Origin of the sequence: Chromohalobacter marismortui (assembly GCF_004364315.1) — a bacterium.
In the GTDB taxonomy this organism is placed as follows: Bacteria; Pseudomonadota; Gammaproteobacteria; order Pseudomonadales; family Halomonadaceae; genus Chromohalobacter; species Chromohalobacter marismortui.
Window position 1 is genome coordinate 241,788 of the sequence record NZ_SOBR01000003.1, and the last position, 14,649, is coordinate 256,436.

The 14,649-nt window shown below is 61.1% G+C and carries 13 protein-coding genes; 4 read left to right on the forward strand and 9 right to left on the reverse strand.

The annotated features are described in order from the left end of the window. Positions 1-42 precede the first annotated feature (42 nt). Together C8E00_RS07675 and C8E00_RS07680 are read right to left on the reverse strand one after the other, a co-directional pair. On the reverse strand, positions 43-669 hold the full coding sequence (locus tag C8E00_RS07675) for a MiaE family protein (RefSeq protein WP_133696521.1): 627 nt from the start codon (positions 667-669) through the stop codon (positions 43-45). A 33-nt stretch (positions 670-702) separates the two neighbouring features. Further along, a complete protein-coding gene (locus C8E00_RS07680) occupies positions 703-1,170 on the reverse strand; it encodes a DUF1289 domain-containing protein (RefSeq protein ID WP_133696524.1) in 468 nt (155 codons plus the stop codon). 272 nt (positions 1,171-1,442) lie between these two features. Between C8E00_RS07680 and acnB the strand changes: the two genes are divergently transcribed. From acnB to rraA, 3 genes are all read left to right on the forward strand, one after another. Continuing rightward, positions 1,443-4,046 carry a bifunctional aconitate hydratase 2/2-methylisocitrate dehydratase gene (gene acnB, locus C8E00_RS07685; protein WP_133697221.1) on the forward strand — a complete coding sequence of 868 codons (2,604 nt, stop codon included), beginning with the start codon at positions 1,443-1,445 and terminating at the stop codon, positions 4,044-4,046. A gap of 297 nt (positions 4,047-4,343) precedes the next feature. Next, on the forward strand, positions 4,344-4,946 hold the full coding sequence (locus tag C8E00_RS07690; RefSeq protein WP_133696527.1) for an outer membrane beta-barrel protein: 603 nt from the start codon (positions 4,344-4,346) through the stop codon (positions 4,944-4,946). A 162-nt stretch (positions 4,947-5,108) separates the two neighbouring features. Next, positions 5,109-5,600, forward strand: a complete 492-nt coding sequence (gene rraA / locus C8E00_RS07695) for a ribonuclease E activity regulator RraA (protein WP_133696529.1) — start codon at positions 5,109-5,111, stop codon at positions 5,598-5,600. Positions 5,601-5,708: 108 nt separating this feature from the next. On the opposite strand, the gene ppsA is transcribed toward rraA, so the two are convergent. Further along, the gene (ppsA, locus tag C8E00_RS07700) at positions 5,709-8,099 is read right to left on the reverse strand and encodes a phosphoenolpyruvate synthase (protein WP_133696531.1); all 2,391 of its coding nucleotides are present in this window, start codon (positions 8,097-8,099) and stop codon (positions 5,709-5,711) included. A 256-nt stretch (positions 8,100-8,355) separates the two neighbouring features. On the opposite strand from ppsA, the gene ppsR reads away from it, so the two are divergent. Next, positions 8,356-9,189, forward strand: coding sequence for a posphoenolpyruvate synthetase regulatory kinase/phosphorylase PpsR (gene ppsR, locus C8E00_RS07705; protein ID WP_133696534.1), 834 nt, complete (start codon positions 8,356-8,358; stop codon positions 9,187-9,189). 24 nt (positions 9,190-9,213) lie between these two features. On the opposite strand, the gene C8E00_RS07710 is transcribed toward ppsR, so the two are convergent. The 6 genes from C8E00_RS07710 to C8E00_RS07735 all read right to left on the reverse strand — a co-directional run bounded on the left by C8E00_RS07710 (position 9,214) and on the right by C8E00_RS07735 (position 14,609). After that, entirely contained in the window at positions 9,214-10,317 is a 1,104-nt protein-coding gene (locus tag C8E00_RS07710; protein ID WP_133696536.1) for an enoyl-CoA hydratase/isomerase family protein, read from the reverse strand. Between the two features lie 82 nt (positions 10,318-10,399). Next, the gene (locus tag C8E00_RS07715) at positions 10,400-10,981 is read right to left on the reverse strand and encodes a hypoxanthine-guanine phosphoribosyltransferase (RefSeq protein ID WP_133696539.1); all 582 of its coding nucleotides are present in this window, start codon (positions 10,979-10,981) and stop codon (positions 10,400-10,402) included. Then, complete coding sequence (locus tag C8E00_RS07720) at positions 10,974-12,269, reverse strand: mechanosensitive ion channel family protein (RefSeq protein WP_133696542.1); 1,296 nt, start codon at positions 12,267-12,269, stop codon at positions 10,974-10,976. Before C8E00_RS07720 ends, C8E00_RS07715 begins: the two co-directional genes overlap by 8 nt. Positions 12,270-12,326: 57 nt before the next feature. Continuing rightward, entirely contained in the window at positions 12,327-13,349 is a 1,023-nt protein-coding gene (gene nagZ, locus C8E00_RS07725) for a beta-N-acetylhexosaminidase (RefSeq protein ID WP_133696544.1), read from the reverse strand. A gap of 82 nt (positions 13,350-13,431) precedes the next feature. After that, a complete protein-coding gene (locus C8E00_RS07730) occupies positions 13,432-13,950 on the reverse strand; it encodes a L,D-transpeptidase (protein ID WP_166638276.1) in 519 nt (172 codons plus the stop codon). Further along, positions 13,950-14,609 (reverse strand): TetR/AcrR family transcriptional regulator, encoded by a 660-nt coding sequence (locus C8E00_RS07735; RefSeq protein ID WP_133696550.1) that lies wholly within the window; start codon positions 14,607-14,609, stop codon positions 13,950-13,952. Before C8E00_RS07735 ends, C8E00_RS07730 begins: the two co-directional genes overlap by 1 nt. Positions 14,610-14,649 lie beyond the last annotated feature (40 nt).

Sequence of the window (14,649 nt, forward strand, 5' to 3'; positions counted from 1 at the left end):
GTCGTCATACTCTGATTGGGCCGTTAGCGCCGATGAGCACGATCACGCTGCCGACGGCACACCGCTGTGGAACCGAAAGCAGGTATCCGGTGATTCGATCAGCGCGCGCTCTCGCTCGGCAAAAAACGCGATACGTGGCGCGATATCCTGCGTGGCATACTGTTGCGCCAGTGCCAGGTAATCTTCGTAGTGGCGTCCTTCCGACTTAACCAGAGCGCGATAGAACTTGGCAAGCTCGTCATCCAGAAAAGGGATCAGCGCCGCAAAGCGCTCGCAAGAGCGCGCCTCGATGAAGGCGCCGACGATGAGGGTATCGATCAACCGTTGTGGATCGTCCTTGCCGACATGCTGTCGTAATCCCGCCGCATAGCGCGAGGCGCTGAGCTGGCGATAACGCACGCCCCGTCCACGCATCAAGGTCACCACCTGCTCGAAATGCAGCAGTTCCTCACGGGCCAACTGGGACATCTTGGTCAGCAACTCGGTATGCTCGACATAGCGATACATCAGATTCATCGCCGTGGAGGCCGCCTTCTTTTCGCATTGGGCATGATCGATAAGCAGCAGCGCCGGGTTGGCCAGCGCCTCCTGTACCCAAGCATCCGGGGTCGGGCACGACAAGAAGTTCAACAATTCCTGGGGTAACAAGGCGTTTGTGTCAGTGGACATGGCTTTCTTCTAAAAGATGGGCGGTCGTGAGCGTTAAACGGGAGGCTCGGTCGGCGCCGTCGTCAGGCGACAGAGCGCCTCCTGCAACAGTGCCTCTTGAAGCGCCGCGTACAAGGCATCGGGCGCGAGCCGAGCGACGCTTGCATGGCGTCGTAGACCATAGCGACTCAAATCCTGCATGCGCGTGCGCCCCACGCGCAGCAGTTCCACGGCCCGTGACAACGACGGTTGCTCGCGGCGAAAACGTATCCTGTGACGCACCAACTGCGCCTCCAGAGAGGCCGGATCGTCGACATGCAAGAAACGCGACGCGACCCGTACACGCAAGGCATCCAAGGCCTGCATGCGAGCTGTACGGGCCTCGGGGTCGAGCGCGAACCAGTCGCGAATCTCATCATCCGTGCGCTGGCACCCCCGACAGACGCGATCACCGACGGTCGTCGAGCACAATCCCACGCATGGTGACGGGATACGCTTTGCTTGGCTCTCGTTGGCAGCCATCTGACCTCCCCTTTTCCCGAGCCTTCATGGTATCGCGCGCGCATCGCCAGGGCGACCGTCGTGCATGCTTCATGCCTTTGACCATTGTCCCAGAGCCCGGCACAGAGGGGATTCTTAACATTGTCGACAGTTTCGAGTAGAATCTCGCTGCCTATTTAGACCGGTGACAACCTTTGCCAGGTCGGTCGTGTCCGCCGTGCGCGTGCGAGGAAATGATGATCGCCACGCGCATCGCCCCCGCCCTGGTTTCGATGACTGACGAGGGTCCCAACGTGCTTGAAGCCTACCGCCAACATGCCGAGGAACGCGCCAGCCAAGGCGTGCCGTCCCAGCCGCTCAACGCCGAGCAGACCGCCGAGCTGGTCGAGCTGCTCAAAGCGCCGCCCACTGGCGAGGAAGAAACGCTTCTCGAGCTACTCACCAACCGTGTCCCGCCCGGCGTGGACGAGGCGGCTTACGTCAAGGCCGGCTTCCTGACCGCCCTCGCCAAGGGCGAGGCCACTTCGCCGCTGATCGACAAGACGCATGCGGTCAAGCTGCTGGGCACCATGCAAGGCGGCTACAACATCGCCACCCTGGTCGAGCTCCTCGACGATGACGCCCTCGCCCAGGAAGCCGGCGAACAGCTCAAGCATACCCTATTGATGTTCGATGCCTTCCATGATGTCGCCGAGCGTGCCAAGAACGGCAACGCCATCGCACACGCCGTGCTCGAATCCTGGGCCGAGGCGGAATGGTTCCTGGCCAAGCCGGCCCTCCCCGAGAAGATCAGCATCGCCGTGTTCAAGGTGCCGGGCGAAACCAATACCGATGACCTTTCCCCCGCGCCGGACGCCTGGTCGCGCCCCGATATTCCGCTGCATGCCAATGCCATGCTCAAGAACCCGCGTGAGGGCATTACACCGGAAGCACCGGGCAGCAAGGGACCCATCGCGCAGATCGACGCAGTCAAGGCGAAAGGTTTCCCGGTCGCGTATGTCGGCGATGTCGTCGGCACGGGCTCATCGCGCAAGTCGGCCACCAACTCCGTGTTGTGGTTCTTCGGCGACGATATCCCCAACGTTCCCAACAAGCGCGCGGGCGGCTTCGTGTTCGGCGGCAAGATCGCCCCGATCTTCTTCAACACCATGGAGGATGCTGGTGCCCTGCCCATCGAGATGGATGTCTCCAAACTCGAGATGGGTGATGTCATCGACGTCTACCCCTACGCGGGCAAGGTGACGCGTCACGACAGCGACGAGGTCGTTTCCACCTTCGAACTCAAGACTCAGGTCATTCTGGACGAAGTCCGCGCCGGCGGCCGCATTCCGTTGATCGTGGGCCGTGGCCTGACCGAGAAAGCACGCAACGAACTCGGCCTCCCCGGCTCCGAGATCTTCCGCAAGCCGGAGCAGCCGGTCGATACCGGCAAGGGCTTCACCCTGGCGCAGAAGATGGTCGGCAAGGCCTGCGGCATGGACGGCGTTCGCCCGGGCATGTACTGCGAGCCCAAGATGACCACCGTCGGCTCGCAGGACACCACCGGGCCGATGACCCGCGACGAGCTCAAGGACCTGGCCTGTCTCGGCTTCCAGGCCGACCTGGTCATGCAGTCGTTCTGCCACACCGCCGCTTACCCCAAGCCGGTGGATGTCGAGACGCATCACACCCTGCCCGATTTCATCATGAACCGTGGCGGCGTTTCGCTACGTCCGGGCGACGGCATCATCCACTCATGGCTAAATCGCATGCTATTGCCGGACACCGTCGGTACCGGCGGCGATTCCCACACGCGCTTTCCGATGGGCATCTCCTTCCCGGCGGGCTCTGGCCTGGTCGCCTTCGCCGCCGCCACCGGCGTCATGCCACTGGACATGCCGGAATCCGTGCTGGTGCGCTTCAAGGGCGAACGCCAGCCGGGCATCACACTGCGCGATCTGGTCCATGCGATTCCCTACTACGCCATCAAGGACGGCCTCTTGACGGTCGAGAAGTCGAACAAGCAGAACTTCTTCTCGGGTCGTATTCTGGAAATCGAAGGCCTCGAGGATCTCACCGCCGAGCAGGCGTTCGAGCTGTCCGACGCCTCTGCCGAACGCAGTGCCGCTGGCTGCACGATCACCTTGGGGGAGGAGCGTGTTTCAGAGTACCTGACCTCCAACATCACCCTGCTCAAGTGGATGATCGATAACGGCTACGGTGATGTTCGCACACTCGAACGGCGTATCCAGGCCATGCAGGAATGGCTGGCCGACCCCAGCCTGATGCGTGCCGATGGCGACGCCGAGTATGCCGCCGTGATCGAGATCGACATGAGCGAGCTCGATCAGCCCGTGCTGTGCGCACCCAATGACCCGGACGACGCGCGCCTGCTCTCCGACGTCGCCGGCGAGCAGATCGACGAAGTCTTCATTGGCTCGTGCATGACCAACATCGGCCACTTCCGCGCCGCCGGCAAACTGCTCGAGAAACAACCCCCCGGCAGCCTGAAGACCCGCCTGTGGCTTGCACCCCCCACCAAGATGGATCAACATCAGTTGACGGAAGAAGGCTATTACGGCATTTATGGGCGTGCCGGCGCACGCATGGAAATGCCGGGTTGCTCGTTGTGCATGGGTAACCAGGCACGCGTGGCGCCCAAGTCCACTGTGGTCTCGACCTCCACGCGCAACTTCCCCAATCGCCTGGGGGATGGCGCGAATGTCTATCTGGCCTCCGCCGAGCTGGCCGCCATCGCCGCCGTCGAAGGCCGCCTGCCCACGGTCGAGGAATACAAGGGATATATGAGCGAGTTCAATGCCATGGCGGGTGAAATCTACCGCTACATGAACTTCCATGAAATCGAAGAGTTCCAGAATGCGGCCGCGAACGTGATTCCGGTCGCCGAGGAAGCCTGACCACTCGTCTCCAATGCTCGCCTATTGAGGAAGAGTGCAGGTCACCGAAACGCCCCGCCAATGCGGGGTGTTTTTTATCGTGTCGCCATGTCCCAACGCCCGCGTACGTTTTTTAACACTGTTCGACTTGTCAGCGGGTCCTGCAGACGCTTAGATATGAAACGCTCGTTCGCGTCCTCATTCCATGCGGGCATGGGATGAGACGGCAGGATGCCATGACATGCCGGCGATCCTGACGCCACGCCTCGAGGCCGGCACACCAGGGTACGTCGCGATGAGGAAATCAAGAGGAATTCCATGAAACTCAAGACACTGCTTACTGCTTCCGTGGCCACGTCAGGGCTACTCATCTTACCCCCCAACGCCATGGCCGCTCCCAGTCCGGATGGTTTGTACTTCGGTGTCGGCACTGGCTTCAGCTCGCTGGAAAACGATGACGACGACGTTGACGATTTCATCGAGTCCGGCAGCGAGGACTTCGACACCGACGACGACGACAATGTCTTCAAAGGCTTCGTCGGCTACAACTTCAACCGCTATTTCGCCACCGAAGCGTTCTATGCGGATCTCGGGCGTGTCAAGCTCGAAGGCAACGACGCCGTCAATACCGACCTCGAATCACAAGCCTATGGCGTCAGCCTCGTCGGCAAGTTACCCATCACGAATTGGTTCGAGTTGTTCGCCAAGGCGGGCATGGCGAAATGGGAAACCGACGTCGACGGCAATCTCGGCGGTGCCAGCACCGATCTGAAGGATAACGACGGTGTCGACCCCGTCTACGGCGCCGGGGCACAATTCAACCTCACACCCTTCCTGGTACGTGCCGAATACGAGCGCTACGACTTCGACAGCGACTACCAGGTGGATTCCTTCACGGCATCCGTGGGCTGGCAGTTCTAAGCGCCAAGATTTCTCGTAGCGACAAAACGCCGGGCACCGTCCCGGCGTTTTGTCATTTTACTAGTGGTCATTCACCCAAGGCAGCACTGGCATACCGCCCTTGGCGTGGCATGATGGCACCTGCTATTGCGCTTCCCTATCGAGTATCCGCAAGGAGACAACATGCCATCCATGATCGTCACTCCCGATATCTGCGATGCCTATCCGGACGTCAAGGTCCTCGAGCCGTTGTTCCTCAACCTCGGCGGCCCTGATGCCTTTTACGGCCCCGTCCGCACGGTCAAGTGCTTCGAGGACAACTCGCGCGTCAAGGAAGCCGTCGGCGAACCTGGTGATGGTGCCGTGCTGGTGGTCGATGGCGGTGGCTCTCAGCGTTGCGCCCTGCTCGGCGACATGCTCGCCGCCAAAGCCGTCGACAATGGTTGGGCCGGCATCATCGTCCATGGCTGCGTGCGCGATATCGATATTCTCCACGAGACCCCCATCGGCATTCAGGCACTTGGCACCCACCCTCGCAAGAGCGAGAAACGCGACGAAGGCCAGCGCGATATTCCCGTTACGTTCGGCGGGGTGACGATCGCACCGGGGCAATGGCTTTACGCCGACAACAACGGCATCGTGATTGCCGATGAGGCGTTGACGCTAGACGCCTGATCGTCGCCGAGTTGCTAGCGCCGCAAGACACCACGGGGCTGACGACACAGGCGCCATGTCGCGGGCCCGCCGGCCCGCTTTCAGTCGCGCCGGTGGGCATGAACCGCGTCAGCCGACTTTTTCGCCAGCCAACATGAACCAAGTTTCAAGCACCGCGTCGGGATTCAATGATACCGAATCGATCCCCTGCTCCATCAACCATTTGGCCAATTCAGGATGATCCGACGGCCCCTGGCCGCAGATGCCGACATACTTGCCCTGCGCCCGGCACGCCTGAATGGCCATGGCCAGCAGTTTCTTGACCGCGGGATTTCGCTCATCGAAGAGATGCGCCACGATACCCGAGTCGCGATCCAGCCCCAGCGTCAACTGAGTCAGATCATTGGAGCCGATGGAGAAGCCATCGAAATGCTCCAGGAACTCATCAGCCAAGAGCGCATTGGCCGGCAATTCGCACATCATGATGACCTTCAGCCCCTTGCCCTCAGGAGACGCCGCTTCGCCGCGCTTGAGCCCATTGGCGGCCATCAGCGATACGACCTCGCGTCCTTCGTCGGGCGTTCTCACGAAGGGCACCATGATCTCGACGTTATCGAGGCCCATGACATCGCGAACCCGCTTCAGGGCACGGCACTCCAGCTCGAAGCACGGGCGGAACGTCTCCGAGATATAACGCGAAGCGCCACGAAACCCGAGCATCGGATTCTCTTCACCGGGCTCGTAAAGCTTGCCGCCGATGAGGTTTTCGTACTCGTTGGACTTGAAATCGGACAGCCGCACGATGACGCGCTTGGGATAGAACGCCGCCGCCAGCGTGGAGATGCCCTCCACCAGCCGATCGACGTAAAAGCTGACCGGGTCATCGTACCCAGCGGTACGCAGATCGATCGTCTGCTGCAAATCGGCAGGGAGCGTCGCGTAATCGAGCAATGCCTTGGGATGGACCCCGATCATGCGATTGATGATGAACTCCAGGCGCGCCAGCCCTACGCCCGCATTGGGCAAGCTGGAAAAGCCAAAGGCACGATCGGGATTGCCGACGTTCATCATGATATGGAAAGGCAGCGACGGCATGTTGTCGACCGTCGTGGTCTGACAGTCGTAATCCAGCAAACCATCGTAGACATGCCCCGTGTCACCCTCGGCACAGGACACGGTCACCTCATGACCATCGGCCAGGGCTTGCGTCGCGTCACCACAGCCCACGACGGCGGGAATACCCAGCTCGCGCGCGATGATCGCCGCATGGCAGGTGCGTCCACCCCGGTTGGTGACGATCGCGGAGGCACGCTTCATGATCGGCTCCCAATCGGGGTCGGTCATGTCGGTGACCAGCACATCGCCATCGTAGACCTTGTCCATCTGCTCGGGGCTGGCCACGATCTTCACCGCGCCACGCCCGATACGCTGCCCGATGGCGCGGCCATCCACCAGCACGCGGCTTTTTTCCTTGAGCTGAAAACGCTCGAGCTTGCCGCCTTCTACGTTGGAGACCACGGTTTCCGGGCGTGCCTGGACGATGTAAAGCTTGCCATCGTCACCATCACGCGCCCACTCGATATCCATCGGGCGGCCATAGTGCTCCTCGATGGTCACCGCTTGCCGGGCCAATGCCATGACCTCATCGTCACCGAGACAGAAACGCTGACGGTCGGCATGGGGCACATCGACTGTCTTCACGGAGCGGCCCGCGGTGCTTTCCTCGCCATAGACCATCTTGATCAGCTTGGAACCCAGTGTCCGCCGTAGAACGGCGGGACGCCCCGCCGCCAAGGTGGGCTTATGCACGTAGAACTCATCGGGGTTGACCGCCCCTTGCACCACCGTTTCGCCCAGCCCCCAGGACCCGGTAACGAACACCGCGTCGCGATATCCGGACTCGGTATCGAGCGTGAACATCACGCCACTGGCCGCCGTCTCGGAACGCACCATTTTCTGCACGCCGGCGGAAAGCGCCACGTTTTCGTGCGGATAACCGCGATGCACGCGGTAGGCGATGGCACGGTCGTTGAACAGGGACGCAAAGACCTCGTGAACGGCGCGTTTGACGTTGTCGAACCCCTCGATATTGAGGAAGGTTTCCTGCTGTCCGGCGAACGACGCGTCGGGTAGATCCTCAGCCGTTGCGGAGGAGCGCACCGCCGCCTTGAGATGCGGATGCTTATCCTGCAGCTGGCCATACGCCTCGGCCAGGATCCGCTCGAACGCCGGCGGCAGTGGCGTATCGATGACCCACTGACGGATCTGCGCCCCCGTCTCGGCGAGTGCCGTGACATCGTCGACATCCAGGCGCGCCAACGCGTCGTTGATGCGCTCGTTGAGCCCCTCATGGGCGAGGAATTCGCGATATGCCAAGGCGGTAGTGGCGAACCCGCCCGGCACCGTGACACCGGCATCCGCCAGGTTGGAGATCATTTCCCCGAGCGACGCATTCTTGCCGCCTACCCGCTCGACATCGTCCATGCCAAGCTGATCGAACCACACGATATACTCTTCCAAGAGAACCCCCTCGAGTCAGGACGGTGGCGATGACCACATCGTCACCGCCAGTACCGCGCGTGGCGCGGCGGATGGTCGTACCCTATCAAGGGCGCCTGGTATTCGCCATTGGTCTAATAGCGAAGAGGTTGGAGTATTTTTACAACAATGAAGGATTCTTGTAGCCGCCATGCCGGACGCGACGAACGACTATTTGCGCCAGCCGGACAGGAGCCAGAGAATAAGGGCATCTTTTTGGCCACGTTCGGACACGCTCATGCCTCGCACCGCTTTTTTCATCTCCGACGGCACCGGCATCACCGCAGAAACCCTGGGGCGCAGCCTGCTCGCCCAGTTCGAGGGTGTCGAGCTCACCTTGGTGGTCAAGCCTTATATCGATACGCTGGAAAAAGCCCGCACTCTGGCGGCCACCATCGCCCAGACGGCTGATCGCGACGGCGCCCGCCCCATCGTGATCGATACCATCGTCGATCAGACGATCCGCTCCATCATTGCCGATGCACCGGGTTTCAAAGTGGATATCTTCTCGACCTTCCTGGCGCCACTCGAAGAAGAACTATCGACCCATTCCACGTATACCGTGGGGCGCACACATTCCATTGGTCGCGATGACGTCTACATGCATCGCATCGATGCCGTGCACTTCGCGCTCGATAACGACGATGGCGCACGCACGCACCAATACGATCAGGCCGATGTGATCCTGGTCGGCGTCTCACGTTGCGGCAAGACCCCCACCTCGCTCTATCTGGCCCTGCAATTCGGCATTCAAGCCGCCAACTATCCCCTGACCGAGGATGATCTGGATGAAGACGGCACGCTGAGCATGCCCAAGGCATTGGCGCCCTATCGTCACAAGCTATTCGCCTTGACCATCGACCCACGCCGGCTCGCGGCGATTCGCAGCGAACGCCGCCCCAATAGCCGTTACTGCTCGATGGATCAATGCATGCAGGAACTGCAACAGGCCGAGGCACTTTTTCGCCGCTATAACATTCCCTATATCGACACCACGCGCTTCTCCATCGAGGAGATATCCACGCGCATGATCGCCGAAACGAGCCTGACACGCCGCTTCAGCCCGCGTTGAGGCTCACGCACGAAACGCCAACGCTCATAGATCGGCAAGCGGATGCGTCTCAGCATCCCAGAGTGGCATGAAGAAACCGTCGATATAGTGCTCGGGGACGCTGGCGACATCCGTATACGCCCATTGCGGCGCACGATCCTTGTCGATCAGCAACGCGCGAATGCCCTCGGCCAGTTCCGTATGCCGACAGCATTGCACCGACAACATCAGCTCGTCGCGAAACGTTTCCGCCAAGCTGCCATGCCGATGCCGGCGCAGCATGCGCCACACGAGATGCGCCGTGGCAGGACATCCCGCCGCCAAACGCGCCCGATTGGCCACCAGCCAGGCATCCTCACGGGGGTCATCGAAAATGCGCCGAACCACCTGGGTGATATCCGCCGCATCGGTCAAGGTCTGCAGATGATCGAGACGCGGCATGACTTCGGCCCTCGGCGCCAGGGCACGATTCTCGACGTCACGCAAGACCGCCCTGACCGCCTGCTGGGGATAGCGATAATCGGCATTTCTCAGCGCATCCAGGACGTCCTGCCGCGCCTCACGTGGGATGACGCGATCCGCCAAGCCCAGTTCAAGGGCATCACGCGCATTGAGTTGGGCGCCGGTCACGCCCAGATAGAGCCCCACGCCGGGAGGCATACGCTGAAAAAACCAGCTGGCACCGACATCGGGATACAAGCCGAGGCTGATTTCCGGCATCGCCAGGCGACTGGTCTCGGTCACGATACGCTGATCGGCGGCGACAAAGAGCCCCAGACCGCCGCCCATGACGATACCGTCGCCCCAGGCGATAAGCGGCTTGGGATAATGATGAAGGAAATGGTCGAGACGATACTCGGCACCAAAGTAAGTCTGAGCGGCCTCTCCCTCGTCACCGGGCGATTGCGTCATGGTGCGGTACAAGGCAACCACGTCGCCCCCCGCGCAAAATGCCTTATCCCCCGCACCTTGTAGCCACACCGCGTGTACCGCCACATCGTTCGCCCAGGCATCGAGCTTGGCATGTAGCGTGACGATCATCGACAGTGACAAGGCATTGAGACTGGCCGGTGCATTCAACGTGACGATGCCGATCCGCCCGCCATCACGCGTGGGCTGCTCCTCGAAAATCACCTCGGATTCCGTCATCACCATCCCCCACCTTCTGCTGCTTGAAGACGCTGCGAGCCACGTGTTCCTGGCCACGGCTCGAGCGTAGCAATGTCCACGCTTACATACCGTGTGGTGCGAAGATCCCCGGCGCATTGCGCCAGTAGCCTTTGTAGTCCATACCGAAGCCGAACACATAGCGGTCGACGACTTCGAGACTGCAGTAATCCGCTCGCAGCCCCGGCACGGCCTTGCGGTCGTGACGCTTGTCGACCAGCACCGCTGTCGAAATACTCGCGGCACCCGCCTGGCGGCAATGATCCAGAATGGCCGCCAGCGTCGTCCCTTCATCGAGGATATCGTCGACGATCACCACATGGCGGCCGGCCATGGGCACCTCTGGCGAGACGCGCCAGAAAAGCTCGCCTCCGCGCATGCCGCCGCGATAGCGTGTCGCATGCAGATAATCCACTTCCAGCGGAAAGCCAAGGCGTGTCAACAGATGTCCCGTGGTGATCAAGCCACCGTTCATCACACAGTAGAAAACCGGCAGCTTGTCGCCAAGATCATGCGTTATCTTGTCAGCCATGCGGTCAAGTGCACGCTCGACTTCCTGCTGCGAGATAAGACAATCGGCATGCGCCATGACATCGCGCATGGCCGCCAGGGATTCCTGGCACACGGAAGTAGATTGATTAAGCATCGGATTCCTGATCCTGGGAAGCATCATTCACTTCGCCTCGACGGGCGTCGCGCGAACGCTTTCGAGACGCTGTATCGGGCACCTCACGGGGGGATCCCCCACCCGAGCGGGTTTTATCCGCTGTCCTGTCATGGGCATCGGCGTTTTGAGTATCGTTGCCACCCTCGGCATGACGACGCGTCGCGTCTTCAACCGAGACCGGGCCGGCAATATGCAGCTCTGAAGCCGGTAATGCCAGGCGCGCGTCATGCTCACGCACGATATCGTAGATGCGCAGCAAGATATCTTGCTTCATCGACTGAAATTCACTCCAGTCGGTCGTCTTGGCAAAGGCATACACGATCAGTTCCAGCGCGTGCTCGCCATAGGCCTGAAAGTACACCAGGGTTTGTTCGTTGGTATCCACTTCATCATGAGAGTCGAGCATCGAGCGGATCGACTTGACGATGCCCGCCACACGCTCGATATCGGTATACCGCACCCGAATCGTCTCGAAAAGGCGCCGGTTCCACATGCGCGAGGGATTGTCGAGCACCAGATTGCTGAAAGCGGAATTGGGAACATAGCGTGGACGTGACGCAAAGGTGCGGATACGCGTCAGGCGCCAGCCGATGTCTTCCACGACTCCTTCGATCTCGCGATCTGGAGATTTCACCCAATCGCCGACGCGAAACGGTTTATCCAAGTGAATCATCAACCCGCCAAAGAAATTGGCCAGCATGTCCTTGGCAGCGAACCCGATTATCAGCCCACCGACACCACCAAAGGCCGCTACCCCCGAGGGCGAGACCCCCAGACTTGAAAGAATCAACAAGCCGGCGACAACCACGACGACCGCGCCCAATATCTTGGAGACAGCCGATGCCGTATCGGCATCCATGGGCTTGGCACGCTGCCCCCCCGGCGGAAACACAAGACGTTTCTCGAGAAGTTTGACGGCCCTGAGCCCCGCCCAGGCCAGAAGTAGCCACGAAATGACGGCCTGCACCTGGACCAGGTGTTCGGCGAGCCATTCGATATTCCAATGGTAGCGAACGACAGTCAGGCAGAGGAGTGCCCCCATCAGCCAGATCCAGAGACGAAGCGGTCGCCGCAGCGCCTGAATCAGGATGTCATCCCAACGATTGCTGGTTTTCTCCAGTAGTGGCCCGAGACGCCAGAAAACGACCCAACTCAGCAGATCGATCATCAACGTCAAGATGACGACCAACCCCAGTGCCGCTACCCACAGCGGAATGCCCAGGGTCGCTTGCACCCAGTCCATGACGGGAGAGAAAAAATCAAACACGAGGGCCTTTCCTTCTAGTACGCATACAGGTGTCGACGTCGATAACCAATGGCGGGATCAGTCGGCAAGTGTTTCCGACAGCGACTCGAGACGCGCATGGGCGCGCCGCCAACGCGCCAGCGCAGGTAGCGTTTCCAACTCAGGGCGGGCCCGACCGTAACGCAATTTGCCCAGACGCTTGGACGCGTGCCCCACCGCCGCATCGAGCACCTCGAGCGCGGCCGCGCGATCATTGCATACCAGTACCATGTCGCACCCCGCCGTCCAAGCGGCCTGGGCACGCGTCGAGGGCGGTCCGGCCACGTGCGCACCGGCCATGCTCAGGTCATCGGAAAACACCACGCCCTTGAACATCAGTTCCTCGCGCAACATCCCTAGCCAGGACGGGGAAAATCCCGCCGGGCGCGCATCGAAAGCGGTATAGACGACATGCGCCGGCATCACGGCATCCAGCTTGCCGGCCAGCGTCTTGAAGGGAATCAGGTCGTGCGCGCGCAGCGTCGCCAGCGAGCGCGTGTCTTCGGGCAAGGCATGATGCGAGTCGAGATTGACACCGCCATGGCCGGGAAAGTGCTTGCCCACAGCGATCATGCCGGCTTCATGCAACCCATCGATGAAGGCACCGCCAAGCGTCGCGACGACGTCGGGATCGGCGGAAAAGCTGCGATCGCCGATGGCCGGCGAACGCTGATCGTCGACATCGAGCACCGGAGCAAAGGTGATATCGAAACCGCAGGCCGCCATCTCCATGCCTAAGAGCCAACCGGCCTCATGGGCCAACACACGGACCGCCTCGGGTGTCTCGCCATACCCGGCTGCCAATGTCGCCATGGCCGGCAGACGCGTCACGCCGTCTCGCAGTCGCTGGACACGCCCGCCTTCCTGATCGATCGCCAGCAACACATCAGGACGTATCTCGCGAATCGCGCGGGTCAAGCTGCGCACTTGCTTGGCATCATGCGTATTGCGCTTGAACAGGATCACCCCACCGACCTCGGGGCGTGCCAGAAGATGACGTTCGTCGTCGCTGAGTTGCGTCCCTTCGATGTCCAGCATGACCGGGCCGAGAGGTTGGGTCATCGTCGCGCTCCTGGCAAATGGAGGAAGGATTCTAGGCGGTGAGCGGCACTACGTCGAGCGCAGCCCTTGTGTAAACACCCTCTCAGTCATGCAGCCAGACCGGCGTGCCAGCCGGCGCAGCCTCGCAAACGGCCAGCAGCGCCGCATCGCGCAGACGTATGCAACCATGCGAGGCGGGCACCCCCATCGGCTGGTCGAGCGGCGTGCCGTGCAGATAGATATAGCGACGCTGGCTGTCCACCTCCCCCCCTCGGTTGATCCCCGTTTCCAAGCCACACAACCACAGGATACGCGTCAATATCCAATCCCGCTCGGGATGGGCACGCGCCAACGCAGGTGAAAACACCTCACCGGTGGGGCGCCGCCCGCGAAAGACACTGCCGGGCGGCAGTCCATCACCGATAACTGCGCGAACGTAATGCCATCCCACAGGCGTCTGCCCGCTACCCTCGTGCTGTCCAATGCCATGGGCGCCCGAGGAAATGGCAAATGTCTCGCGACACGTGTCGCCCTCGCGAATCGTCAGCGCCTGGGCGGCAAGATCGATTTCCAACCACACGCCCCGATCGGGGGGCATCTGGGCAAGTCGCGGCGTCTGCATCATCCCGCCACCTTGAGCGCTTCATCGGGCAGTGGCGCCTGCATGCCAGCCACGACGACAGGACGCAGACGCCGGATCAAATCGCGCACGCTGACATGCTCGTGGTAATCCTTGTCGGCAATATCGCGCAAGGCATCAAGGCCCGACAACGTGAAGATCACCGTTCCCAGCATGAAGTGTAGCCGCCAGAAGCGCTCCGCCTCTGGCAACTCCGGCGTGGCCCGGCGCACCAGGTCGCTGAAACGCGAGAACACATTGCCGTAATGGTCTTGTATATAACGCCGCAGATGGCCCTGAGCCTGGGTATAGGCCAGCCCCAGCAAGCGCATGAAGACCTTGAGGCTATTGCGCTCGGCGGGGACTTCCAAGACGGTACGTGCCAGCGTCTCCAACAACACCTCTAAAGGAATGGGCTCGCCCTGGTAGTGCGCCTCGAGGTCGTCCAGGGCTTGGTGAAAGCGCTCGGAAAAGGGATCGAGATAGCGCGCGAAGACTGCTTGGATGAGCGCCTTCTTGGACCCGAAATGGTAATTGACCGCCGCCAAGTTGACCTTGGCCTTGCTGGTGATGGTACGCAGCGAGGTCTCGGCGAACCCCCGCTCGGCGAACAGAACCTCGGCGGTATCGAGAATGCGCGTCACTGTATCGGTCTGAGCCATGGGGGCGCCCCGCGTGGAATAAACGAATGTTTTAAACAAA

Excerpts from the sequence above, each read along its gene's own strand:
- C8E00_RS07675 (WP_133696521.1), bottom strand. The coding sequence starts at position 669 with ATGTCCACTGACACAAACGCCTTGTTACCCCAGGAATTGTTGAACTTC.
- C8E00_RS07680 (WP_133696524.1), bottom strand. The coding sequence starts at position 1,170 with ATGGCTGCCAACGAGAGCCAAGCAAAGCGTATCCCGTCACCATGCGTG.
- C8E00_RS07690 (WP_133696527.1), top strand. The coding sequence starts at position 4,344 with ATGAAACTCAAGACACTGCTTACTGCTTCCGTGGCCACGTCAGGGCTA.
- rraA (WP_133696529.1), top strand. The coding sequence starts at position 5,109 with ATGCCATCCATGATCGTCACTCCCGATATCTGCGATGCCTATCCGGAC.
- ppsR (WP_133696534.1), top strand. The coding sequence starts at position 8,356 with ATGCCTCGCACCGCTTTTTTCATCTCCGACGGCACCGGCATCACCGCA.
- C8E00_RS07710 (WP_133696536.1), bottom strand. The coding sequence starts at position 10,317 with ATGACGGAATCCGAGGTGATTTTCGAGGAGCAGCCCACGCGTGATGGC.
- C8E00_RS07715 (WP_133696539.1), bottom strand. The coding sequence starts at position 10,981 with ATGCTTAATCAATCTACTTCCGTGTGCCAGGAATCCCTGGCGGCCATG.
- nagZ (WP_133696544.1), bottom strand. The coding sequence starts at position 13,349 with ATGACCCAACCTCTCGGCCCGGTCATGCTGGACATCGAAGGGACGCAA.
- C8E00_RS07730 (WP_166638276.1), bottom strand. The coding sequence starts at position 13,950 with ATGCAGACGCCGCGACTTGCCCAGATGCCCCCCGATCGGGGCGTGTGG.
- C8E00_RS07735 (WP_133696550.1), bottom strand. The coding sequence starts at position 14,609 with ATGGCTCAGACCGATACAGTGACGCGCATTCTCGATACCGCCGAGGTT.